The 22,934-nt window shown below is 65.5% G+C and carries 22 protein-coding genes; 17 read left to right on the top strand and 5 right to left on the bottom strand.

Going from position 1 to position 22,934, the window contains the following annotated elements; translation table 11 throughout:
• Positions 1–298: 298 nt before the first annotated feature.
• The gene (locus EJ067_RS23115; protein ID WP_126087526.1) at positions 299–994 is read right to left on the bottom strand and encodes a TetR/AcrR family transcriptional regulator; all 696 of its coding nucleotides are present in this window, start codon (positions 992–994) and stop codon (positions 299–301) included.
• Between the two features lie 126 nt (positions 995–1,120).
• On the opposite strand from EJ067_RS23115, the gene EJ067_RS23110 reads away from it, so the two are divergent.
• From EJ067_RS23110 to EJ067_RS23100, 3 genes are read left to right on the top strand one after another with little or no spacing between them, the layout of a single operon-like run.
• Positions 1,121–2,317 (top strand): Tm-1-like ATP-binding domain-containing protein, encoded by a 1,197-nt coding sequence (locus tag EJ067_RS23110; protein WP_126087525.1) that lies wholly within the window; start codon positions 1,121–1,123, stop codon positions 2,315–2,317.
• A gap of 12 nt (positions 2,318–2,329) precedes the next feature.
• Positions 2,330–3,169: a phosphoenolpyruvate hydrolase family protein gene (locus EJ067_RS23105; RefSeq protein ID WP_126087524.1), complete on the top strand. Its 840-nt coding sequence runs from the start codon at positions 2,330–2,332 to the stop codon at positions 3,167–3,169.
• Positions 3,170–3,173: 4 nt separating this feature from the next.
• Entirely contained in the window at positions 3,174–3,590 is a 417-nt protein-coding gene (locus tag EJ067_RS23100; protein ID WP_126087523.1) for a cupin domain-containing protein, read from the top strand.
• 147 nt (positions 3,591–3,737) lie between these two features.
• Here the strand turns inward: EJ067_RS23100 and EJ067_RS23095 are convergent, their stop codons facing one another.
• Entirely contained in the window at positions 3,738–4,925 is a 1,188-nt protein-coding gene (locus EJ067_RS23095) for a Xaa-Pro peptidase family protein (protein WP_126087522.1), read from the bottom strand.
• Positions 4,926–5,267: 342 nt separating this feature from the next.
• Here EJ067_RS23095 and EJ067_RS23090 point away from each other — a divergent pair, with 342 nt between their 5' ends.
• From EJ067_RS23090 to EJ067_RS23065, 6 genes are all read left to right on the top strand, one after another.
• Positions 5,268–6,878: an ABC transporter substrate-binding protein gene (locus EJ067_RS23090; protein WP_126087521.1), complete on the top strand. Its 1,611-nt coding sequence runs from the start codon at positions 5,268–5,270 to the stop codon at positions 6,876–6,878.
• Between the two features lie 150 nt (positions 6,879–7,028).
• Entirely contained in the window at positions 7,029–8,015 is a 987-nt protein-coding gene (locus EJ067_RS23085) for an ABC transporter permease (RefSeq protein ID WP_126087520.1), read from the top strand.
• Positions 8,012–8,842: an ABC transporter permease gene (locus EJ067_RS23080; protein ID WP_126087519.1), complete on the top strand. Its 831-nt coding sequence runs from the start codon at positions 8,012–8,014 to the stop codon at positions 8,840–8,842. Before EJ067_RS23085 ends, EJ067_RS23080 begins: the two co-directional genes overlap by 4 nt.
• A complete protein-coding gene (locus EJ067_RS23075) occupies positions 8,839–9,843 on the top strand; it encodes an ABC transporter ATP-binding protein (RefSeq protein ID WP_189510081.1) in 1,005 nt (334 codons plus the stop codon). The genes EJ067_RS23080 and EJ067_RS23075 overlap by 4 nt, the downstream gene beginning before the upstream one ends.
• Complete coding sequence (locus tag EJ067_RS23070) at positions 9,840–10,619, top strand: ATP-binding cassette domain-containing protein (RefSeq protein ID WP_126087518.1); 780 nt, start codon at positions 9,840–9,842, stop codon at positions 10,617–10,619. Before EJ067_RS23075 ends, EJ067_RS23070 begins: the two co-directional genes overlap by 4 nt.
• A complete protein-coding gene (locus tag EJ067_RS23065) occupies positions 10,616–11,122 on the top strand; it encodes an L-2-amino-thiazoline-4-carboxylic acid hydrolase (protein ID WP_126087517.1) in 507 nt (168 codons plus the stop codon). Before EJ067_RS23070 ends, EJ067_RS23065 begins: the two co-directional genes overlap by 4 nt.
• Here the strand turns inward: EJ067_RS23065 and EJ067_RS23060 are convergent.
• Positions 11,119–11,793, bottom strand: coding sequence for a GntR family transcriptional regulator (locus EJ067_RS23060; RefSeq protein WP_126087516.1), 675 nt, complete (start codon positions 11,791–11,793; stop codon positions 11,119–11,121). The genes EJ067_RS23065 and EJ067_RS23060 overlap by 4 nt on opposite strands.
• Before the next feature lie 136 nt (positions 11,794–11,929).
• On the opposite strand from EJ067_RS23060, the gene EJ067_RS23055 reads away from it, so the two are divergent.
• The 8 genes from EJ067_RS23055 (at position 11,930) to EJ067_RS23020 (ending at position 20,703) form a co-directional block, all read left to right on the top strand.
• Positions 11,930–12,517 carry an amino acid synthesis family protein gene (locus EJ067_RS23055; protein WP_126087515.1) on the top strand — a complete coding sequence of 196 codons (588 nt, stop codon included), beginning with the start codon at positions 11,930–11,932 and terminating at the stop codon, positions 12,515–12,517.
• A complete protein-coding gene (locus EJ067_RS23050) occupies positions 12,510–14,315 on the top strand; it encodes an alpha/beta fold hydrolase (protein ID WP_126087514.1) in 1,806 nt (601 codons plus the stop codon). Before EJ067_RS23055 ends, EJ067_RS23050 begins: the two co-directional genes overlap by 8 nt.
• Complete coding sequence (locus EJ067_RS23045) at positions 14,312–15,349, top strand: LLM class flavin-dependent oxidoreductase (RefSeq protein WP_126087513.1); 1,038 nt, start codon at positions 14,312–14,314, stop codon at positions 15,347–15,349. The genes EJ067_RS23050 and EJ067_RS23045 overlap by 4 nt, the downstream gene beginning before the upstream one ends.
• 10 nt (positions 15,350–15,359) lie before the next feature.
• Entirely contained in the window at positions 15,360–16,835 is a 1,476-nt protein-coding gene (locus tag EJ067_RS23040) for an aldehyde dehydrogenase (RefSeq protein WP_126087512.1), read from the top strand.
• 66 nt (positions 16,836–16,901) lie between these two features.
• A complete protein-coding gene (locus EJ067_RS23035; protein WP_126087511.1) occupies positions 16,902–17,906 on the top strand; it encodes an ABC transporter substrate-binding protein in 1,005 nt (334 codons plus the stop codon).
• A gap of 58 nt (positions 17,907–17,964) precedes the next feature.
• A complete protein-coding gene (locus tag EJ067_RS23030) occupies positions 17,965–18,825 on the top strand; it encodes an ABC transporter permease (protein ID WP_126087510.1) in 861 nt (286 codons plus the stop codon).
• A gap of 1 nt (position 18,826) precedes the next feature.
• Positions 18,827–19,627, top strand: a complete 801-nt coding sequence (locus tag EJ067_RS23025; protein ID WP_126087509.1) for an ABC transporter permease — start codon at positions 18,827–18,829, stop codon at positions 19,625–19,627.
• Positions 19,624–20,703 (top strand): ABC transporter ATP-binding protein, encoded by a 1,080-nt coding sequence (locus EJ067_RS23020; RefSeq protein WP_126087508.1) that lies wholly within the window; start codon positions 19,624–19,626, stop codon positions 20,701–20,703. Before EJ067_RS23025 ends, EJ067_RS23020 begins: the two co-directional genes overlap by 4 nt.
• 24 nt (positions 20,704–20,727) lie before the next feature.
• Here the strand turns inward: EJ067_RS23020 and EJ067_RS23015 are convergent, their stop codons facing one another.
• Positions 20,728–21,516, bottom strand: coding sequence for a DeoR/GlpR family DNA-binding transcription regulator (locus tag EJ067_RS23015; protein WP_245468024.1), 789 nt, complete (start codon positions 21,514–21,516; stop codon positions 20,728–20,730).
• 123 nt (positions 21,517–21,639) lie between these two features.
• Entirely contained in the window at positions 21,640–22,932 is a 1,293-nt protein-coding gene (locus EJ067_RS23010) for an FAD-binding oxidoreductase (protein ID WP_189510079.1), read from the bottom strand.
• Between the last annotated feature and the right edge of the window lie 2 nt (positions 22,933–22,934).

The raw sequence follows: 22,934 nt of genomic DNA, 5'->3' as shown, positions 1-22,934 counted from the left end.
GCCCTGGTAGTTCCTCCGGTGATGGCACGTTCCGGTTTCGAGCCTCTCGCCCTGCCGGAAAGATGGATCGCAGCCCTCACTTTCGATCCGCTTTATGCGTACTGATCTGGTATTACCAATTCAAGAGGGCCGTCAAGCTCTTTCTTGGACGCTCAAAAGCGACCCCGCAAGCGGATCGGGACGGTATCTGTCTGTTTTCCCTTATTTTTCCTACTCCTTGATACATGGTGGCCTTGTTTCCGGCGATGCATCACAATTATTACTGGTAGCTGGCCCCTCAATCTGGTCGAACCAGATTCTAGGACATCCCTATTCCGGGCGATGCTGAAACCCCACCCGCTTTCGCCTCCGATTCCGCCATCGCCGCGCGCACCAGTGCCGCCGCCGCCCACTCGGCGACCGACATCATGTCACGGCTGTCCAGGCCCCATATATCCTTCAGCACGATCAGCACTTCGACGCCGAACATCAGCGACAGCGCCTGGGCAAGACGCTTGAATTGACGCGGCTTGAGCTGACCCTTGAGCGGCGCGATCGCATCTTTCAGGAGATCGATGCGGTGGCCGCGCGTGAAAGCCGGCTCGGTCCCCAGCGTGCCCGCCTGCCGCCGCGCCCATTGGTCGAGCGAAAGCTTGAGCGCCGCCTTGAACGTCGCCTCGAAAGCCTCGATGCGCGGCATGGCGCTGGCGAACAGGTCGGCCACCCGTCGCTCCGGATCGTTCGAGGCGGATTTCCACGTCAGGATCGGGCCAAGCCCCTCATCGACGACCGCCTGCACCAGCGCCGCCTGGCTCGGGAAATAGCGATAGGCGGTCGCGCGCGACACCTCCGCAGCCTCCGCAACTTCGCTGACCGAAGGCGTCACGCCGGACTGCATCAGCCGCGTCGCCGTCTCCAGCATCAGCCGCCTCGTGCGGGCGCGCGGCCCCTTCTCGGCTGCCGGCGTCTGCTCGGCGTCGTCGTTGGCGGCAGCTTGTTGACGTGAGACATCCATATCAATACGATACGCGCGTCTCAAAAAATTGCAATGGCCCACGCCTTGGCGACCGGGCCAGGCAAGAAGCGACAAGCGGCAACGCCAGGCGCGCAAGACAACGATAGAGACGACGGGGAAACGCGGATGAAGCGCATCTATGTGGTCGGCACCGCCGACACCAAGGGTGAAGAGCTCGCCTTCTTGGCCGATGCCGTGGCCGCCGCCGGCGGAATGGCCGTCCGCGTCGATATCGGTACGCGCGGCGCGACCGTGCCGGTCGACATCGAGGCAGGCGAGGTCGCCGCGCATCATCCGGACGGAGCCGGCGCGGTGCTCGGCATCGACGATCGCGGCACGGCCGTCGCCGGCATGGGCGTCGCGTTTGCCCGCTTCATCCAGGCTCGCGACGACGTCGCCGGCGTGATCGGCATCGGCGGCGGCGGCGGCACCTCGATCGTCACCGCCGGCATGCGCGCGCTGCCGCTCGGCCTGCCGAAGATCATGGTCTCGACGCTCGCTTCCGGCGACACCGCGCCCTATGTCGACGTCTCCGACATCATCATGATGCCGTCGGTGACCGACATGGCCGGACTCAACCGCCTGTCGCGCGTCGTGCTGCACAATGCCGCCCAGGCGGTCGCCGGCATGGCGGCGAAGCCGGCGCCCTCCGCCGCAGGCAAGCCGGCGCTGGGCTTGACCATGTTCGGCGTCACCACGCCATGCGTCACGGCCATCGTCGAACGGCTGCGCGCCGACTATGACTGCATGGCCTTCCATGCCACCGGCACAGGCGGCCGATCGATGGAGAAGCTCGCCGATTCAGGCCTGCTCGCCGGCGTCCTCGACATCACCACAACGGAAGTCTGCGATCTTTTGTTCGGCGGCGTGCTACCGGCGACTGAGGACCGCTTCGGCGCCATTGCCCGCACGAAGCTGCCCTATGTCGGCTCGGTCGGCGCGCTCGACATGGTCAACTTCTGGGCGCCGCCGACCATTCCCGAAAAATACCGGGGACGCCTGTTCTACGAGCACAATCCGAACGTCACGCTGATGCGCACAACGACCGATGAATGCCGCAGGATCGGCGAATGGATCGGCACACGCCTCGCCGCGTGCGAAGGCCCGATCCGCTTCCTCATCCCGGAAAAGGGCGTCTCGGCGCTCGACATCGAGGGCGGCGCTTTCTTCGACTCGGAAGCCGATGCTGTCCTGTTCGAGGCCATCGAGCGCACGATCAAGCCGACGAAGCACCGCGCCGTGACGCGCCTGCCGCTGCACATCAACGATCCCACATTCGCCAAGGCCGCAGCCGAGGCTTTCCTCGACATTGCCAAGAAGTGAGACCTGACAAGCATGGCCGCCATCCCGCGCAAAACGATACTGAAAAGATTCCGCAAGATGATCGCCGACGGCGTGCCGATCGTCGGCGGCGGCGCCGGCACCGGCCTGTCGGCCAAGGCAGAGGAAGCCGGCGGCATCGACCTCATCATCATCTACAACTCCGGCCGCTACCGCATGGCCGGGCGCGGCTCGGCCGCCGGCCTGCTCGCCTATGGTAACGCCAATGAGATCGTCAAGGAGATGGCCTATGAGGTGCTGCCGGTGGTGAAGAAGACGCCGGTTCTGGCCGGCGTCAACGGCACCGACCCCTTCGTCATCATGCCGCTGCTGCTCGCCGAGCTGAAGACGATGGGTTTTTCCGGCGTGCAGAATTTTCCGACCGTCGGCCTGTTCGACGGCACCATGCGCCAGAGTTTTGAAGAGACCGGCATGGGTTTCGGCCTCGAGGTCGATATGATCGCGGAGGCGCACAAGCTCGACCTGCTGACCACGCCTTACGTCTTCAACCCCGACGAGGCGCGCGCCATGGCACGAGCCGGCGCCGACATAATTGTCGCCCATATGGGTGTGACGACCGGCGGCTCGATCGGCGCCACGTCTGCGAAGTCGCTCGACGCCTGCGTGAAGGAGATCGACGCCATCGCCGACGCCGCGCGCTCGGTGCGCAAGGACGTCATCCTGCTCTGCCATGGCGGGCCGATATCGATGCCAGACGACGCGCGCTACATCCTTGAGCGCTGCAAGGAGCTGCACGGCTTCTACGGCGCAAGCTCGATGGAACGGCTGCCGGCCGAAGCGGCGATCGCCAGGCAGACTGCGGATTTCAAGGCAACCGCGAAAACGAAGGGATGAGGCAATGGCCGACAGGAGCAAGGTGTTCGTCTACCCCAAGGATGTCAGCGCCTTCCGCTTCGACTGGGGCAAGCTGTCGCTCACCGTCGCGCCGGAAGTGAATGGAGCCGAACGCTTTTCCGGCGGCGTCGTCGACCTGCCGCCGGGCCAGGGCCACACCCGCCACAACCATCCCGGCGCCGAGGAGATCATCTTCGTCATCTCCGGCAATGGCGAGCAGATGGTCGAGGACGAGAAGGGCAATCCGGTGGTGGCGAAAGTCGGTCCCGGCTGCACCATCTACGTGCCGGAAAGCCGCTACCATTCGACGCTCAACACCGGCGACCAGCCGATGCAGCTCTTCGTCGTCTATTCGCCGGCGGGACCGGAACTGGCGCTGCGCGACCTGCCGGATTTCAGGCTGCTGCCGGCGGGCAAGTGAGGTTGTCGAAGTACTGTCTCGGCGCTAAAGCAACTCCAGGAAAAGTGTGAGCGGCTTTCCGTCCGGAATTGCGTAAAAACAAGGAGATAGGGCGTTTCGCCGTTTCCGTGAAACGGTGAAACGCACTAGGCGCCGAGACATCGGGGCTTACGCGCCGCCTCTGTTCCACCCCCGCCCGCGATCGCCGAACATGACGTAGCCCGTGTCGGTCACCGCGACCGTATCTTCCAGCTTGATGAAACCGCGCGTCGGGTGGAGCATGGTGGTCTCGACCGAAAGCACCATGTTCTTTTCCAGCGGCTTTGCCGCATAGGTGCCTTCATAGGCGACCGGGTGGTTGGTCATCAGGAACGGCGCCTCATGCGTGATCAGCCCCATGCCGTGGGCGAAGAAATCCGTATAGGGCGCTACCTTCGAGGCTTTCAGCACGCCCCCGGCATGCGCGATCACATCGCCGCCGAGCGTGCCTGCCCTGACTTTGGAAAAGGCCGCCTGCTGCACCGTTTCCACTTCGGCCAAAAGATCCTCCAGCTCGGCATCCGGCTCGCCGAGCACACCCATGCGGCAGAGGTCGCCGATATAGCCGTGATAGTTGCCGCCGGAATCGATCGACAGCACCTCGCCCTTCTTCCACGCCTGGCTCGAAGCGGCGCGGTTGTGGCTCGATCCCAGCGTCAGCAGGCAATATTCGAAATGCGCGCCGCGATTGGTCTCTTCGCGCCGCAGCTGCTCGATGATGTCGGTCTTGCTCGTGCCCTCGCGCGCCCAGGCGATCGTCGCCAGCATGGAATCGGTGATGAGCTCGGAGGCGATGCGCAACTGTTCGAGCTCGGCCTCGGTCTTGATCGCGCGCATGGTCTCCAGCATGCCGGTCGCGTCGACCAGCTTGGCGTCCGGCAGCGCCTTGCGGATCAGCGTATAGGCATCCGACGGCAGGAAGCCCGGCTCGATGCCGATACGGGCCGCGCCCTTGCCGATCTTCTGCAGATGCTCGACCGCAAGATTGGCGGCGTCGAGCGTGCCCCAGCAGGCGGCATGCAAGGTCGGCGTCCAGAACGGATGGTTCTGATGCTCGCCGCCTTCCATCTTGTTGCCGATATAGGCCGCGTGCTCCGGCCCGCCCTTCTCATAAAGCACGATCGGCAGGTAGCGGCTGTGGCCGATCGCATCCATCGCGGAAAAGAAGATGAACTTGTAGCCGCCGAGCAGGTATTGCGTGTTGTGCTTGGAGGTGGCGAAGAGCACGTCGATCCCGGCCTCCTCCATCAGCCGGTCCACCCGCGTCTGGTCGAACGGAATGCTGCCGATCTCGGTTTTGCCCGGAGCGACGTTCATCGAACTCTCCCTGATTTTCCCGGCCGCTCAAGCGGCCGATCTTCTTGAACTTTTTGGCTGTCGGCCAAATCTGCACCATTTTGCCTGCTCTGGTCCAGCCAGAATCCAGAGCGTCCGCCAGATAGCGCCCACCATGGCGGCTCTTGGTGGCCTTAAGCTCCTATCTGGTCCTACCAGATTGTGGTAACGTTAGCCCGAACATAACCGGTCCAGCGGACGAAAATTTCAAAGCCAAGCCATCCTGCGCCAAAACCGTCTCTGGCGAAACCTTTGCCAAGGGCCATAATCCCGCCCATTCGAGGCTGCCCGTGCCCGGCACGGGTGAAGAGGGGAGTTTGAGCGATGTCCGAACTGACGATTTCACGCCGCGGCCTGCTGGCCGGCTCGGCGTTGCTCTTGGCATCGACGGCGTTGCCGACCATCGGCCGGGCGCAGGCGCCGAAGAAGGGCGGGCGATTGATCGTCGCCGCCGACTCCGAACCTCGCAATCTCAACCCGGCAATCGTAGCCTCCAACGGCGTCTTCTTCATTTCCAGCAAGGTCGTCGAGACGCTGGCCGAAGCCTCCTTCGACGGCAGGGATGGGCTTCAGCCGCGCCTCGCGCTTTCCTGGGAAGGTGCGGCCGACGGATTGTCGGTGACCTTCAAGCTGCGCGACGGCGTGAAGTGGCATGACGGCAAGCCCTTCACCTCCGCCGACGTCGCCTTTTCGGCGCTTGAGGTCTGGAAGCCGCTGCAGAATCTCGGTCGCACCGTGTTCAAGGACCTCAGCACGGTCGAGACGCCGGACGAGTTCACCGCCGTCTTCAAATTCGCCAAGCCGACGCCGTTCCAGCTGATCCGCAACGCGATGCCCGCGCTGTCGAGCGTCGTGCCGAAACATGTTTATGAGAGCGGCAAGATCGAGGACAACCCGGCCAACAATGCGCCGGTCGGCACCGGTCCGTTCAAATTTGTCGAATACAAGGCCGGCCAGTACTACCGGCTCGCGAGGAACGCAGACTATTGGGGCAAGGACGAACCCTATCTCGACGAGATCGTCTACCAGGTGCTCCCCGATCGCACCTCGGCAGCGGCCGCGCTCGAAGCGGAAGAGATCCAGCTTGCCGCCTTCTCCGCCGTGCCGCTCGCCGACCTCGATCGCATCTCAAAGGTGCCTGGCCTGAAGATCGTCACCAAGGGCTATGAGGGGCTGACCTATCAGCTCGTCGTCGAGATCAACCACCGCCGCAAGGAACTGGCCGACCTGAAAGTGCGCCAGGCGATCGCGCATGCCATCGACAAGGACTTCGTCGTCAAGACGGTCTTCCTCGGCTACGCCGCGACCGCGACCGGCCCGGTGCCGAAGAACGATCCGCAATTCTACACCGCCGATGTCCCGACCTATCCGTTCGACGTCGCCAAGGCCAACGACCTGCTCGACGAGGCCGGCTACAGGCGGGCCGACGACGGCAAGCGGTTTGCGCTGAAACTCTTGCCGGCGCCCTATTTCAACGAGACGAAACAGTTCGGCGATTATCTTCGTCAGGCGCTGGCCGCTGTCGGCATCGACGCCGAGATCGTCAACAACGATTCCGCCGCCCATATCAAGGCCGTCTACACCGACCATGCCTTCGACCTCGCCGTCGGCCCGCCGGTGTTCCGCGGCGACCCCGCGATCTCGACCACCATCCTGGTGCAGAGCGGCATTCCCGACGGCGTGCCCTTCTCCAACCAGGGCGGCTACAAGAATGCCGACCTCGACGCGCTGATCGTCAAGGCATCGGAGACGCTCGACACATCAGCCCGCACCGAGCTTTACAAGGAATTCCAGAAGAAGGTGGCGGCGGATCTGCCGCTGATCAACGTCGCCGAATGGAGCTTCATTTCCGTCGCTCGCGACACCGTCGGCAACATCGCCAACAATCCGCGCTGGGCTGTGTCCAACTGGGCGGACACCTATTTGCAATCGTGACACACTCACGCGGATGAGAATTCGCGGCGAAATCATCGTGGATGCACGAGCAGACGTCGAGCTCTACGATACCCCCCTCTGTCCGGCAGGACAGAGGGGGGTGCCTGGGCGCAGTCCTAACCAGAATATCGCCAAGCCTTCGAGGGCGCCATGACCCGCACCCTCACTATCCTCCGCCGGCGTCTCGTCGGCAGTGTCTTCGTGCTCCTCATCGTCGTCATCGGCAGCTTCCTGCTGCTTGAAGCCGCTCCCGGCGACGCGGTAGACGCCTACATCGTCTCGACCGGCGGCGATGCCGGCATGATCGAACTGCTGCGTCACCACTGGGGCCTCGACCAATCCGAACTGACGCGGCTCGCCAACTACCTTTGGGCGCTGTTGCATCTCGATCTCGGCCGGTCCGTCACCTTCTCGCGGCCGATCCGCGACGTCATCCTGGAGCGCCTGCCGACCACGCTCATCCTGATGGGGAGCGCCACAGCGCTGTCCTTCGGTCTCGGCTCGGCGCTCGGCATCTATGCAGGCGCTGCGCCCGGCAGTTTTCGTGATCGCTTGCTGTCGATCGGTTCGCTGGCGCTCTACGCGGTGCCCGGCTTCTGGCTTGGCCTCGTGCTGATCGTCGTCTTTGCCGTCGACCTGCGCTGGCTGCCGATCGGCGGCATCGAGACCATCGCTTCCGGCAAAACCGGGCTGGCGCGGGCCGCCGACATCGCCAGCCATCTCGTGCTGCCTGTCGCAGCACTCGGCTTCATCTATCTGGCGCTTTACCTGCGCATGATGCGCGCCGGCATGGCCGAGGCCTGGCGACAGGATTTTATCCTTGCCGCCCGCGCCAGGGGTCTGCCGCGCCGCCGCATCGTGCTTGCGCATGTTGCCCGCAACGCGCTTCTGCCTCTGGTCACCATGCTCGGCCTGCAATCTGCGCAGATGCTCGGCGGCAGCGTCGTCATCGAAAGCGTCTTTGCCGTACCAGGCCTCGGCCGGCTGGCGCAGGAAGCCGTCGCCGGACGCGACACGCCGCTGCTGCTCGGCATAATCCTGGTGAGCGCGGTTCTGGTCATCGTCATCAATCTCGTGGTCGACCTCACCTACGCCTTCCTCGATCCGCGCCTCGGCGCAGGCGAGGCTGGCGCATGAACCGGCTGCTTCGTTTCTTCCGCACGCCGGAGGCGATCGCCGGCGCGCTCATCCTCGCCTTGCTCATCGCCATGGCGCTGGCGGCGCCGTTGCTTTTTCCGGGCGATCCGCAGGCGATTGCCGGCCCAGCGCTGCTGCCGCCATTCCAGGAATGGTCGCTGCCGCTCGGCACCGACCGGCTCGGCCGCGACGTGCTGGCCGAGCTCTTCCATGGCGCCCGCACCTCGCTGGCCGTCGGTCTGGCGGTGGCGGCCGCGGCGCTTCTGATCGGCGCGGTTGTCGGCACGCTGGCCGGCTTCGCGGGAGGCCTGATCGACGAGGTGCTGATGCGCATCACCGATGCCTTCCAGACCGTGCCGAGTTTCCTTCTGGCGCTGGCCTTCGTCAGCATCGTCGGCCCCTCGCTCGGCGTCGTCGTCGGAGCAATAGCGCTGGGCGCATGGACCGGTCCTGCGCGCGTTGCTCGCGCGGAAGTGCTGTCGATCCGCGAGCGCGATTATGTCGCCGGCGCCCGCGTCATCGGCATGCATCCGCTGGAAATTGCCTTCCGAGAGGTGCTGCCAAACGCTCTGCCGCCGGTGCTGGCGCTGTCCTCGGTGATCGTCGCGGCGGCGATCCTCAGCGAGGCGGCACTTTCCTTCCTTGGCCTCGGCGACCCCAACCGCGTCACCTGGGGCGGCATGATCGCCGAAGGCCGCGCCGTGCTGCGCACAGCGCCATATCTGTCGATTGTTCCCGGCATCGCGCTGGTGCTGACCGTGCTCGGCGTCTACCTCGCCGGCGAAGGCGTGGTCGAAAGCACCGCAGTGCGCAGGAGCCTGTCGTGACGACGCTGCTCTCGATCCGCGATCTTTCGGTGCGCTATCGCTCCGACGGCGTGCAGGTGGCGGCGCTGAAAGGCATCAGCCTGGACATCGAGGCGGGCGAGCGTCTCGCGATCATCGGCGAAAGCGGCTCCGGCAAGAGCACGCTGGCGCTGGCCATTGCAGGACTACTGCCGGTGACTGCCAGGATTGACGGAGAGATCGAGTGGCAAACGCCGGAATTTGGACCGTCTCATTCCTTCGCGCCCCCCTCTGTCCTGCCGGACATCTCCCCCACAAGGGGGGAGATCAGGCCCTCATATCCGCTTTCGCCAATCTCCAAGCCTGGAGAAGGAGAGCCGTCGGCGACACTGCCAATCTCCCCCCAAGTGGGGGAGATGTCCGGCAGGACAGAGGGGGGCGCCGTAGAGCGCCAACCTCTCCTCGTTCGTGAGAAAGCTCCCCTCCTTGGCCGCGACATCGGCTTCGTCTTCCAGGACCCCTCCTCCAGCCTTGACCCGGTCATGCCGGTCGGCAAGCAGATCGCCGAGGTCGCCCGCACGCATCTCGGCCTGACCTGGCCGCAAGCCTACGCCAGGACCAAGACCCTGCTCGACCGCGTCCGCCTGCCGGAGGCCGCCCTGCATGCCTATCCGCACCAGCTTTCCGGCGGTCAGAAGCAACGCGTCGCGATCGCCGCGGCAATCGCCGCCGGGCCGAGGCTGTTGATCGCCGACGAAGCGACCAGCGCGCTCGACACCATCGTGCAGGCCGAGATCGTCGCCCTGATCCGCCGGCTGGTTGCCGAGGACGGCATGACGCTGCTGTTCATCAGCCACGACATCGCGCTCGCCGCCACGCTTGCCGAGCGCATCGCCGTGCTGCGCCATGGCGAGCTGGTCGAACTTGGCGAGACAGAAGAAACCATCAACGAGCCGCGCCACGCCTATACGCGCGCCCTCCTCGATGCCCATCTCGGCCTCGATGCTGAACCGCTGCTCGATAAGCAAGGCGCCCCGGCATGAGCCTGCTCGCGGTCTCCAGCCTCGCCAAGCGCTACCGCCGCGGCGGCAAGCCTTTTCCCGCTGTCGACGATGTCTCATTCGAGATCGGGCCGGCCGAGACGCTGGCGTTGGCCGGCCCGTCGGGCAGCGGCAAGTCGACGATCGCGCGGCTGGTGCTGCGGCTGATCGCGCCCGACGCCGGCCACATCGAATTCGAAGGCGCGGATTTCCTCGCGCTGTCGGGCGCCGCGCTGCGCGCGCGCCGCGCCCGCCTCCAGATGGTGTTCCAGGATCCGCTCGCCGCCTTCAATCCGCGCGCCACCGTGGCGCGCATCCTGGACGATCCGTTGCGCATCCATGGGCTTGCCTCGCGCACCGAGCGACCACGGCGTATCGCGGCGCTGCTGGAGCGTGTCGGCCTCGATGCCGGCATTGCCGGGCGCGCCATCCACGAGATTTCCGGCGGTCAGCGCCAGCGCGTGGCAATCGCCCGCGCCGTCGCCACGAAACCCTCGCTGATCGTGCTCGACGAAGCCGTCTCGGCGCTCGACGTCTCGGTGCGCGGGCAGATCCTGGAATTGCTGCTCGACCTGCAAAGACAGGAACGGATCGCCTATCTTTTCATTTCGCATGATCTCGGCGTCATCCGCGCCGTCGCGCACCGCATCGTCATCATCGACGCCGGCCGGATCGCCGAAAGCGGCGATGCCCGCGCCGTCATCGCCAACCCGCAATCGGCGATTGGCAATGCGCTGGTGGCAGCGACGCCCAGATTGACCAGGAACACAACACCATGACCGATCCGACAGCCCGAGCCGAAAAACTGTCGCGCGAGCTCGACTCCGCCTTCCGCAACCGGGCCGATCTCTACCGTCTCTTGCTCGACGAGCTGACCGCCGAGATGGGCGCCGAAAAGGCCGAAGCGGTTATGATCCGCACCATCGAAAAGCGCGGCCGGGAGGTCGCGGCGGCAGCTTTCACCGATTTCGGCCCCAATGATGCGCCGGCGATCGGCGAGGCCTTCCTCGCCGTCAGCCCGGACGACGGCCGCATGTACCCGACCCATGTCGAGCGCGGACCGGACCGCATCGCTTTCAAGGTGAAACGCTGCCCGTTGAAGGATGCCTGGATCGAGGCCGGCGTCGGTGACGAAAAGCTCGCCACGCTCTGCCGCATTGCCGGCGCCTTCGATCGCGGCCTGTTCGAGGCGACCGGCGTGCGCTTCGCCAACGTCACCTGGACGCCCGGTCACGGCTCCGGCTGCTGCCACATCGCGCTGACCAACAGAGACGCGACCTAACCATGCGGCTGCAGGGCTGTGCGGGCGATCTTCCAGGCGGATTCGACATGCCGCCGCGCCGCCGCTTCCGCCTCTTCGGGCTTGCGCGCCCGGATCGCATCCATGATCGCGTTCATCTCGGCGATCGCCGGCTCACGCCGGTTCGCCGAGGCGATTGTCATCGAACGCAACTGGTTGATGCGCACGTTGAGCCCGCTGACGATCTCCCAAGCGACACGCTTGTCGGCGGCCTCGAACAGCGCTTCGTAGAACTTCGTCGTGGCGCGCATCACCGCCGGCGGCTCGCCCGAGGCCCAGGCTTCGAAGAGCTCGCCGAGCGCACGCTCCAGTATCGCCAGCTGCCCATTGGTTGCCGATAGCGCGCAAGCGCGGGCCGCGATCCCTTCGAGTAGCGCCCTCAGTTCATAGATCTCGTCGGTGCGGCCAGGATCCGGCCGTGCCACCGCCGGCCCGTGACCGGGGATCATCTGAACGAGACCCTCAGCCTCCAGCTGCCGCAAAACCTCACGTACAACCGAGCGGCTGACGCCGAGCTGATCGCACAGCGGCCGCTCGACCAGCCTTTCGCCGGGCTGGAAATGAAAATCCATGATGGCTTCGCGCATGCGTTCGAGAGCCAATGTTCTCAAGGTCTTGGCGCTGCGATCGATGCGAAGCGTATCGTCCTGCATGTCATTGCTCCCTGCGCCGCCACGAAAACAGATTCGATAGCCGATTGACAAGGTGTTTGGTGCTCCATAGTATGGTATACCATAAGACGACGCAGGAAAGGTGCTTCTCGCAAGGCGCCGCCCGACAGAGGTTTTCATGCAGCCGGCCATTCGCAAGATCGTCACCTACACCGAGAACACGCTAATCGAGGGTGGCAAGGCAGCGCCAAGGCCGCTGCGCCTGATCGGTGCCGCCGCCGTGCTGGCGAACCCTTGGGCGGGACGGGGTTTCACCGAGGATCTTTCGCCCGAGATCCGCGCTTGTGCGCCGGTGCTCGGAGAGACCCTGACGCGCGAGATCATCGCAGCCGCCGGCTCGGGCGAGGCGATCGAAGGTTACGGCAAAGCCGCCATCTGCGGCACCTCGGGCGAGATCGAGCACGCCTCGGCCCTCATCCACACGCTGCATTTCGGCAACCACTACCGTCGCGCCGTCGGCGCCAAGACCTATCTTGCCTTCACCAACCTGCGCGGCGGGCCGAACACGCCGATCATGATCCCGCTGATGGACAAGAACGACGAGGGGCGGCGCTCGCATTACCTGACCGTGCATTTCCAGATAGGCGATGCGCCCGCGCCGGATGAGCTGGTCGTGGCGCTTGGCGCGTCCATCGGCGGCCGCCCGCATCACCGCATCGGCGACCGCTACCAGGACCTCAAGGAGCTCGGGGACCTGCATGGCTGACACCGTCGCCCCAGAATGGATCCGGGCCACCGCGCCCGACGGCACCAGCTTCCTTCGCGCCGGATCGGGCGCGCCGGTGCTTTTCATTCACGGTGTCGGCATGAACGCGGCGATCTGGCAGCCGCAGTTCGAGCGCATGGTTGGCCGCTTCGATGTTATCGCCATCGATATGCTTGGCCACGGCGGGTCGCCGCTGCCGCCGCAGGCTCCGGAGTTGGCCGACTATGCCTGGCAGGCGGTCCGGCTGCTCGATCATCTCGGTCTCGAAAGCGTGTCGGTCGTCGGCCACTCGATGGGCGCGCTTGTCGCGCAGGAGCTTGCGCTGCTTGCGCCGCAGCGCGTCGGCCGCATCGTCTCGCTCAACGCCGTGTTTCGCCGCCCGCCTGAGCTCGCCGAAGCCGTTCGCGAGCGCGCCGCGGCGCTCACCGGTCGCGGCGACGCGGCAGGTGCCGCGCAGACCATCGCGCGCTGGTTCGGCGATCCGGTTCCGGCTGAGCTCATGGTGGCGGCCGGGAAGACGGCGGCTGCCTTGAGCGAGGTCGACCCCGAAGGCTATGCCCGCACCTACCGCCTGTTTGCCCGCGCCGACAGCGACCACGCCGACCGCCTGCGCACGCTGGCCGTGCCCGCCTTGTTCATGACCGGTTCGCAGGACAGGAACTCCTCGCCGGCAATGTCGGCCGCCATGGCCAGACTCGCGCCGCAAGGGCGCTGCACCGTCCTCTCCAGCCAAAGGCACATGATGGCGGTGGCAGCACCCGATCTTACCACGCGCCACATCGTCGACTTCCTCAGCGAAGGTGAAAGCATGGGTCAAAGCGATGAACCGGCAGCAGACGGCAGCTTCGACAGCGGCGAGTTCCGCCGCGCGCTGGGCTCCTTCCTGACCGGCGTCACCATCGTCACCACCATCGGTCCGGAAGGCGAGCCGCGCGGCTTCACCGCCAATTCCTTCACCTCGGTATCGCTCGACCCGCCGCTGGTGCTCGTCTGCGTCGCCCACAAGGCGCTCGGCCACCCGGTGTTCGCGACATCGAAAAGCTTCGCCATCAATGTGCTCAGCGAAGACCAGAAGGCAGCCTCCGGCATCTTCGCATCGAAGGCGGCGGATAAGTTCGCTTCCGTCGTGTGGCAACCGGGGCAGACCGGCAGTCCGGTTCTCGACGGCTCCGTCGCCTTCTTCGACTGCGACTTGGAGCGGCTGGTCGAGGCAGGCGACCATTCGATCCTCATCGGCCGCGTTCGCGCCTTCCAGCAAAACTCCGCGCAACCCCTCGGCTATTGCCGCGGCGCCTACGTCACGCCCGGCCTGAGCCAGGAGGCGCTGGCCGCCGTCCAACCCGGCACCGATGTCGGCGCCATTCTCGAAAACGGGGGGCGCATCCTGTTCCTGGAAACGCCGGACGGCTTCCTCGAACTGCCGCGCGGCCGGGGATTGGGCTCGGCAAGCGACGGCAAGAGCCTCAACGGGCTTCTGGCCGCAAAGGCCATCGAAGCGCAACTCGGCTTCCTTTACGCCGTCTGGGACGATGCTGGAAATCAATCGCGCACGCATGTCTACTATCGCGGCACGTTCGACGTGCCGGCCTCCAGCGATCGCGGCATCCGGCTGATCGACATCGACACGATCGACGGCTTGAAGATCGCCGATCCGGCCATCCGCTCGATGCTCGCCCGTTACGTGCGCGAATGCACCGAGGACGCGTTCGGCGTCTATGTCGGCAACGAGGTCGAAGGCGAGGTGCGGCCGCTCGCTCGATCCGATGCCGGTTCGCTCCGTACAGGTGACCAGGGATGAAGTTCTCGCTTTTCGTGCACATGGAACGGTCGGATCTCGACAAGCCGCAGTCGCAGCTTCTGGACGAGCTGGGAGAGCTGGTGCTGCTCGCCGAGGAGGCAGGCTTCGAGACGGCGTGGATCGGCGAGCATCACGGGATGGAGTTCACCATCTCGCCCAATCCATTCATCAACATCGCCTATCTGGCGGCAAAGACGACCCGCATCCGCCTCGGCACCGGAACAATCATCGCGCCCTTCTGGCACCCGATCAAGCTTGCCGGCGAGGCGGCGATGACCGACATCATCACCGGCGGCCGGCTGGATGTCGGCATCGCGCGCGGCGCCTACAGCTACGAATATCAGCGCGTCTTTCCAGGGCTCGACGCCTGGGGCGCCGGCCAGCGCATGCGCGAGATCATTCCGGCGATCCGCGGCCTCTGGGACGGCGACTTAGAATTCTCGGGCGAGTTCTGGCAGTTTCCCTCGACAACATCGTCGCCGAAGCCGCTGCAGAAACCCTACCCGCCGATCTGGGTGGCGGCGCGCGACCCGAACTCGCACGACTTTGCGGTCGCCAACAGATGCAAGGTTCAGGTGACGCCACTGGCGTCCGGCGACGACGAGGTGACCAGCCTCATGCAGCGCTTCAACGCCGCTTGCGCCGCCCATCCGGAGATCCAGCGCCCGGAAATCATGCTTTTGATGCACACATTCGTCGCCGAGGACGCGGCCGATGCCGATCGCCTCAGCCAGGATCTGTCGAGCTTCTACTGCCAGTTCGGCGCCTGGTTCCAGAACAAGAAGCCGGTGCATCAGGGCGTGTTGGAGCCGCTGACCGCCGACGAGATTGCCGCCATGCCGCAATATGCGGCGGACAAGATGCGCCAGAACCTGGTGATCGGCGAAGCGGACGAAGTGATCGCGCGGCTGAAAGCCTATGAAGCGCTCGGCTACGACCAGTATTCGATCTGGATCGACAGCGGCCTTTCGCACGAACGCAAGAAGAAATCGCTGCAACTGTTCATCGACCGGGTGAAGCCGGCCTTCCTCTGATCGCGAGCCCATGACCGACGCTCTCTTCAGGAACTTCATCGACGGCCGCTTCGACGAGCCGTCCGCGACCTTCGACAGCATCGACCCGTCGACCGGCGCGCCATGGGCGAAGATGCCGGCGGCGTCCGAAGCCGATGTCGACCGCGCCGTTGAGGCGGCGCACCGCGCGTTGCGCTCGGGTCCGTGGCGGACGATGACGGCAACCGCGCGCGGAAAGCTGCTGGTGAAACTCGGCGACCTCGTCGCCGCCAATGCCGGGCGCCTGGCCGAGCTGGAGACGCGCGACACCGGCAAGATCATCCGCGAGACCCGCGCCCAGATCGCCTATGTCGGCGACTACTACCGCTACTATGGCGGCCTTGCCGACAAGCACGAAGGCGCGCATGTGCCGATCGACAAGGCAGACCTCGACGTCACCATCCGCCGCGAGCCGATCGGCGTCGTCACCGCGGTGGTGCCATGGAACTCGCAGCTCTTCCTATCGGCCGTCAAGCTCGGCCCGGCGCTTGCGGCGGGCTGCACGGTGGTGCTCAAGGCCTCCGAGGACGGTCCGGCGCCGCTGCTCGCCTTCGCCGAGCTGGTCAGCGAAGCCGGCTTTCCAGCCGGCGCTGTCAACATCCTCACCGGCTTCGGCCAGGACTGCGGCCGGCGCCTGACCAGCCACCCGCTTGTCTCGCGCGTCGCCTTCACCGGCGGCCCGTCGACGGCCCGCGCGATCGTCAGGAACACGTCGGAGAACCTCGCCTACACAACCCTTGAACTGGGCGGAAAGAGCCCCGTCGTTGTCTTCGCCGATGCCGATCTCGACAGCGCCGCCAATGCCGTCGTCGCCGGCATCTTCGCTGCGACGGGACAGAGCTGCGTCGCCGGTTCGCGGCTGCTGATCGAGCGTTCGGTGAAGGATGATTTTCTTGGCCGCCTGAAGGGCAAGGCCGAAGCGATCCGCATCGGCGACCCGCAGGATCCGGCCACCGAAATGGGGCCTTTGGCCACGCCGCGCCAGCGCGACTGGATCGAGAAGGTGGTGGCCGAGAGCCTTGCTGCAGGCGGCACGCTGGTCACCGGCGGGACGCGGCCGGGCATCGGCGGCGCCGGCTTCTATTACGCGCCGACCATCATCGATGCCGGCAACACCGACCTGCCCTGCGTGCGCGAGGAACTGTTTGGCCCGGTGCTGAGCGTGCTTTCCTTCGACACCGAGGCCGAGGCGCTGGCGCTTGCCAACGACACGCCCTTTGGCCTCGCCTCCGGCGTCTTCACCTCAAATCTCGGCAAGGCGCACCGCATGGCGCGCGACATCCATGCCGGCGTCGTCTGGGTCAACACCTACCGTGCCGTGTCGCCGCTCGTTCCCTTCGGTGGCTACGGCCTGTCGGGCCTCGGCCGCGAGGGCGGGCTCGACGCCATCAGAGACTACACGCGCTCGAAATCCGTCTGGATCAAGACCTCGGACGAGCCGATCCCCGATCCCTTCGTCATGCGCTGAGAACGCCATGACGAGGGTGCACTGACAAAAACAAGAAACGGAACAGAGAAATCAGAGGAGAATGACATGAAACTGATCTTAGCCGGCGTCCTCGCCGGGCTGCTGGCGGCGACCGCCGCCAAGGCCGATGAAATGGTGTTCACCAGTTGGGGCGGCACCACGCAGGAAGCGCAGACCAAGTCCTGGGCGGAGCCATTCACGGCGAGCTCCGGCATCAAGGTGCTGCAGGACGGCCCGACCGATTACGGCAAGCTGAAGGCCATGGTCGACGCCAAGAACGTCACCTGGGATGTCGTCGACGTGGAGATGGACTTCGCCATCAAGGCGGCCAAGGACGGGCTGCTCGAGCCGATCGACTTCGCCGTCGTGCCCAAGGACGCCCTCGACCCGCGCTTCAGCAACGAACATGCGGTCGGCAGCTTTTACTATTCCTTCGTGCTTGCCTGGAACAAAGGCGCCGTTTCGGGCGAACCGACAAGCTGGGCCGACATGTTCGACACCAAGAAGTTTCCCGGCAAACGAACCTTCTACAAATGGTCGGCGCCGGGCGTGATCGAGATCGCCCTGTTGGCTGACGGCGTGCCGGCCGACAAGCTCTATCCGCTCGACCTCGAGCGCGCCTTCAAGAAGCTCGACACGATCAAGTCGGACATCGTCTGGTGGGGCGGCGGCGCGGAATCGCAGCAGCTGATCGCCTCTGGCGAAGCCGCCTTCGGCCAGCTCTGGAACGGCCGCGTCTTCGCGCTGGAGAAGGACGGCGCCGATGTCGGCGTCTCGTGGAACCAGAACCTCACCGCCGCCGACGTTCTCGTCGTGCCGAAGGGCGCCAAGAACAAGGACGGCGCGATGAAGTTCCTCGCTGCCGCGACCAGCCCGACGGGCCAGGCGAAATTCGCCGAGGCAAGCGGCTACGCGCCGATCAACACCAAGGCCAAGGCCGAGATGCCCGCGGACGTGGTCAAGGGCCTGCCGGACGCGCATGTCGACGGCCAGATCAACCTCGACATGCACTACTGGGCCGAGCATCGCGACGAGATCGCCACGCGCTGGTACGCCTGGCAGACCAAATAGCCGCCACGACAGGAGCGGGGCGCGCCAACCGCGCCCCGTTTGAAGGACGGGACGTTCCATGACGGGAACTGCTTTCAGACGCCGGTCTCTTGCCGGCTTGCCGGCCGGCAGCGCCGGCGCCCTGCCAGCGCTCACCCTGGTCGGCCTGTTCTTCATCGTGCCGGTCGTCGCGTTGCTGCTGCGCAGCGTCACCGATCCCGAGCCGGGCCTGCAGAACTACGCCGCCCTTTTCGGCAGCGGCACCTATGTGCGGGTGTTCCTCAACACCTTCCTGGTCGCCGCCGTCGTCACCGTCGTGACCATCGTCGTCGCGTTTCCGGTCGCATGGATGCTGGCGATCATGCCGCCGGCGCTCGGCTCGATCGTCTTCGGCATCATCATCCTGTCGATGTGGACCAACCTGCTTACTCGCACCTATGCCTGGATGGTGCTGCTGCAGCGCACCGGAGTGATCAACCGGGCCTTGGTGGGCCTCGGCATCATCCACGAGCCGCTGCCGCTCATCAACAATCTGACCGGCGTCACCATCGGCATGGTCTACATCATGCTGCCTTTCATGATCCTGCCGCTGGTCGGCACGCTGCGCGCCATCGACCCGATGACGCTGCGTGCCGCCTCCCTTTGCGGCGCGAGCCCTTTGCAGGCGTTCCGCCGCATCCTGCTGCCGCTGTCGCTGCCCGGCATCGCCGCCGGCGGGCTGATGGTCTTCGTCATGTCGCTCGGCTATTTCGTCACGCCTGCCCTGCTTGGCGGCACCTCCAACATGATGCTCGCCGAAATGATCGCACAGACGGTGCAGTCACTGCTCAACTGGGGACTCGGAAGCGCGGCCGCCTTCGTGCTGCTTGTCGTCACCATGGCGCTCTATGCGATCCAGCTTCGCATTGTCGGCGCCAGGCGTCCGGCCGGAGGGCTCTGAGATGCTTCTCGATTACGACCGGCTCGGTTGGCTTCGCGCGGCACTGGCCGGCTTCACTGCATCGGTCGCCGCCTTCCTCCTGCTGCCGGTGATTTTCATCATCCTGCTGTCGTTCGGCTCGTCGCGTTGGCTCGCCTTTCCGCCACCTGGCTGGACGTTGAAATGGTATCGGGAATTGCTTGCCGATCCGGCCTGGATCGATGCGGCATTGACGAGCGCCCGCATCGCGGCGATGGCCGCCATCCTGTCGGTGCTGATCGGCTTGCTCGCCTCCTTCAGCCTGGTCAGGGGTGAATTTCGCGGACGGCATTTGCTGCGCGGCCTCCTGCTCACCCCGATGGTGCTGCCGGTGGTGGTTTTCGCAATCGCCATCTACGCCCTCTTCCTGCGCATCGGGCTCGCCGGCACCACGATCGGCTTCGTCATCGCCCACACCATCCTGGCGTTGCCCTTCGCCATCATTCCGATCGCCACCGCGCTCGAAGGCTTCGACAAATCCATCGAGGACGCAGCGATCGTCTGCGGGGCAAGCCCGCTGCAGGCAAGGCTCAGGATCACCCTGCCCTCGATCCGCATCGGCATCTTCTCGGCGGCGATCTTTTCCTTCCTCGCCTCCTGGGACGAGGTGGTGGTGGCGATCTTCATGGCGAGCCCGACCCTGCAGACCTTGCCGGTTAAGATCTGGGGCAGCCTGCGCGCTGATTTGAGCCCTGTCGTCGCCGCCGCCTCCAGCCTGCTCGTCGGCCTGACGCTCGTCCTGATGATCGTGACCGCACTCCTTCGCAGAAAACTATCGAGATGACCCGGCCATTCCTGTCCATCCGCGCGGTAAGGAAGGCGTTTGGCGCCTTCGTCGCCGTCCATGACGTCACCATCGACATGCCCAAGGGCGAATTCCTGACCTTTCTCGGACCGTCCGGCTCCGGCAAGTCGACGACGCTCTACGCGATCGCCGGCTTCCAGGACCCGACATCGGGCGATGTGCTCCTGGAAGACAAGTCGCTGCTTTCGGTGCCGTCGCACAAGCGCAACATCGGCATGGTCTTCCAGCGCTACACGCTGTTCCCGCATCTCAGCGTCGCCGAGAACGTAGCCTTTCCGCTGCGGGTGCGTCGCCGGCCGGATACCGAAGTGAAGCGCAAGGTCGCCGACATGCTGGCGCTGGTGCGCCTGGAAAAATTCGCCGACCGCCATCCGGGCGCGCTGTCCGGCGGCCAGCAGCAGCGGGTGGCGCTTGCCCGCGCGCTCGCCTACGATCCGCCGATCCTGTTGATGGACGAGCCGCTGTCGGCGCTCGACAAGAAATTGCGCCAGGAAATCCAGGCCGAGATCCGACGAATCCACCGCGAGACAGGCGTCACTATCCTCTATGTCACGCACGACCAGGAAGAGGCGCTGCATCTTTCCGACCGCATCGCTCTGTTCAAGGACGGCCGTATCGAGCAGATCGGCACCGGCGAGGATCTGTATTTGCGGCCCGCGAGCGAGTTTGTCGCCGGCTTCATCGGCAACTCCAATTTCCTGCCGGCCGAGCATCTCGAAACCGAGAATGGCACGGCCAGCGTGCGGCTGGCCGACGGCTCGATCGTCAAGGGCGTTAAGGCGACACACAAGCTCGATCGCGGCCAGAAGGCCAGGCTGATGGTGCGGCCGGAAGCATTGCGCCTGACGCCCGTGCCGGGCAACGCATCTCTTGCCGTCGAGATCGTCGATGCCGCCTTCTTTGGCGACCGGCGGCGCGTCGTGGCGCGCACTGCGTCAGGGGACGAGATCGATGTCAGGCCGACATCGGACAGTGCGGGGTCAGACGGTGCCAACGCCGCGTCGAGCCGGCAAATCTTCTTCGATCCCGCTTCGGCATTCCTGTTTCCGGCCTGACACCACCTGCCGGCGGCAGTTCCGTCAGTCGCCGGCGAAGACGTGCAATTCCGCGGCCGCCTCGTCGATCGCGGCGCGCATTTCGACCGCCGGTTCGCTGTCGGTGACGACGTCGGAAATCTCGCTCAATTCACAGATGCGTTCGAGGCTGTTGCGGCCGAACTTGTCGTTGGTGACGACCAGCATCGTCGACAGCGACCGCGCCATCATCGCGCGCTTCACCGCCGCCGCGCCCGAGACCATGTCGCTCGGCCCCTCGGCATTGACGGCCGAGGCGCCGATGATGGCGACGTCGGCATTGTAGCGGCGCACGAATTCGACCGTGTCCTCGCCGAGCACGCTGGCCTCGCGGCTGTCATAGGTGCCGGGGCAAAGGATGACGCGGAAGCTCCGATTGGCGCCGGCGACCGAGGCGATCCCGACCGAGTTGGTGATGACAGTCAGGTCCCGCCTCAATTGGGCGATGTTGCGCGCAACCTCGTAGGTGGTCGAGCCGCCGTCGATCATCACGATGCGGCCGTTCTCGATCAGGCCGGCCGCGCCGCGTCCGATGCGGGCGCGCTCCTCGGTCAGCATCAGGCCGCGTTCGGCGATCACGGGTTCCGACGTCATCAGCGCAATCGTCGCGCCGCCATAGGTGCGGTTGATCAGCCCTGCCTCACCAAGCTCGATCAGATCGCGGCGGATGGTCTCGCCGGCGACGCCGATGCGGCTGGCGAGCTTCGAAATGCGGATCGATGCCGAGCGCCGGACCTCCGACAGGATCAGCTCATGTCGCTCCTTCTTCGTCAGCCGTCCGGGCTCGATGTTCATCGCTCTTCCCTACCAGGATCGCGTCCCCGGCGTGAGGACATTAGCCACGCCGAGGCCGGGAAAGCCAGCCCAGGGTCTGCTGAGAATCAGGTCAGGCCGGCCTCGCCTGAATATCGACAGACCCTAATGCCTGAGGCGATCGCGCATCGCGTACCACAGCATGCCGAGCACATAGAGCGGCCCGCGCAGCGCCGTGCCGCCGGGGAACGGCAGCGGCGTCAGCGTCGAGAACAGGTCGAGCCGCGATGCATCGCCCGTGATCGCTTCCGCCAGCAGTTTGCCCGACAGCGTCGACAGGATGACGCCCTTGCCGGAATAGCCATGCGCGAAATAGACCTCGCCGTAGTGCCCGACATGCGGCAGGCGCGACGTCGTCACCGACACCAGCCCGCCCCAGGCGTGATCGATGCGGCAGCCCCTGAGCTGCGGAAAGGTCTTTTCCATATGCGGCCGCACGAAGCCGGCGATGTCGGCCGGTGGCGACGGCGTGTAGCGTTCGCCGCCGCCGAACAGCAGGCGGCCGTCCGCCGACATGCGGTAGTAGTTGACCACGAAAAGCGTGTCCGAAACCGCGACATTGGACGGGATGACGTTGCGCTCGCCCAAAGGCTCGGTGGCGACGATGTAGTTGCCGATCGGCATGATGCGGCTGTTGACGCGCGGCTCGAGCCCTGTCAGCAGCGCATCGCCGGCCAGCACCAAATGCCGGGCGCGGACCGAGCCCTTGTCGGTGAAGACGCGGATGGACGGCTGGCGTTCGAGACGCACCGCAACCGAGTTCTCGTGAATGGTGACGCCGGCGGCGGACGCGGCGCGCGCGAGCCCCAGCGTGTAGTTCAGCGGATGCATATGGCCGCCGAGCCTCTCGAAGACCGCTCCTTGGTAAGGCGTGTCCACCTTCTGCCGCGCCTGCGCCGCCGAGAGGATCTCGATATCCGTAAAATTCATCACATTGGCGAGGCATTCTGCCTCTTCCTCGAAGTCGCGGATGTCCGAGCCGTTGACTGCGCCGACCAGATGGCCGGTCAGCCGCAGATCGCACTCGATGCCGTGGCGCTCGATGATGTCGAGCACCAGTCCGCGCGCCTCGAAGGCGAGGTCGAACAGCGCCTTCGCCCGTTCCGGACCGAACGCCTTGACCAGTCCCCTGGCGCCCTTGCGCAGGCCGGGGATCATCTGGCCGCCATTGCGCCCGGATGCGCCCCAGCCGATCCTGCCGCCTTCGAGCAGCACCACCTTCAGGCCGCGCTCGGCGGCATGAAGCGCCGCCGACAGGCCGGTGCAGCCTCCGCCGACGACGACAAGGTCGGCCTCGACATCGCCGATGAGCCCCGGATGGTCCGGCGCCGGATTGGCGGTGGCGACATAGTAGGACTTGCCGATATCGAGACCGGAATTGAAACCCGTGGAAGTCATGG

The organism is Mesorhizobium sp. M1D.F.Ca.ET.043.01.1.1 (assembly GCF_003952385.1).
Lineage (GTDB): Bacteria > Pseudomonadota > Alphaproteobacteria > Rhizobiales > Rhizobiaceae > Mesorhizobium.
The sequence above is the reverse complement of the archived record's forward strand: the minus strand, read 5'-3'. Positions and strand labels throughout refer to the sequence as shown.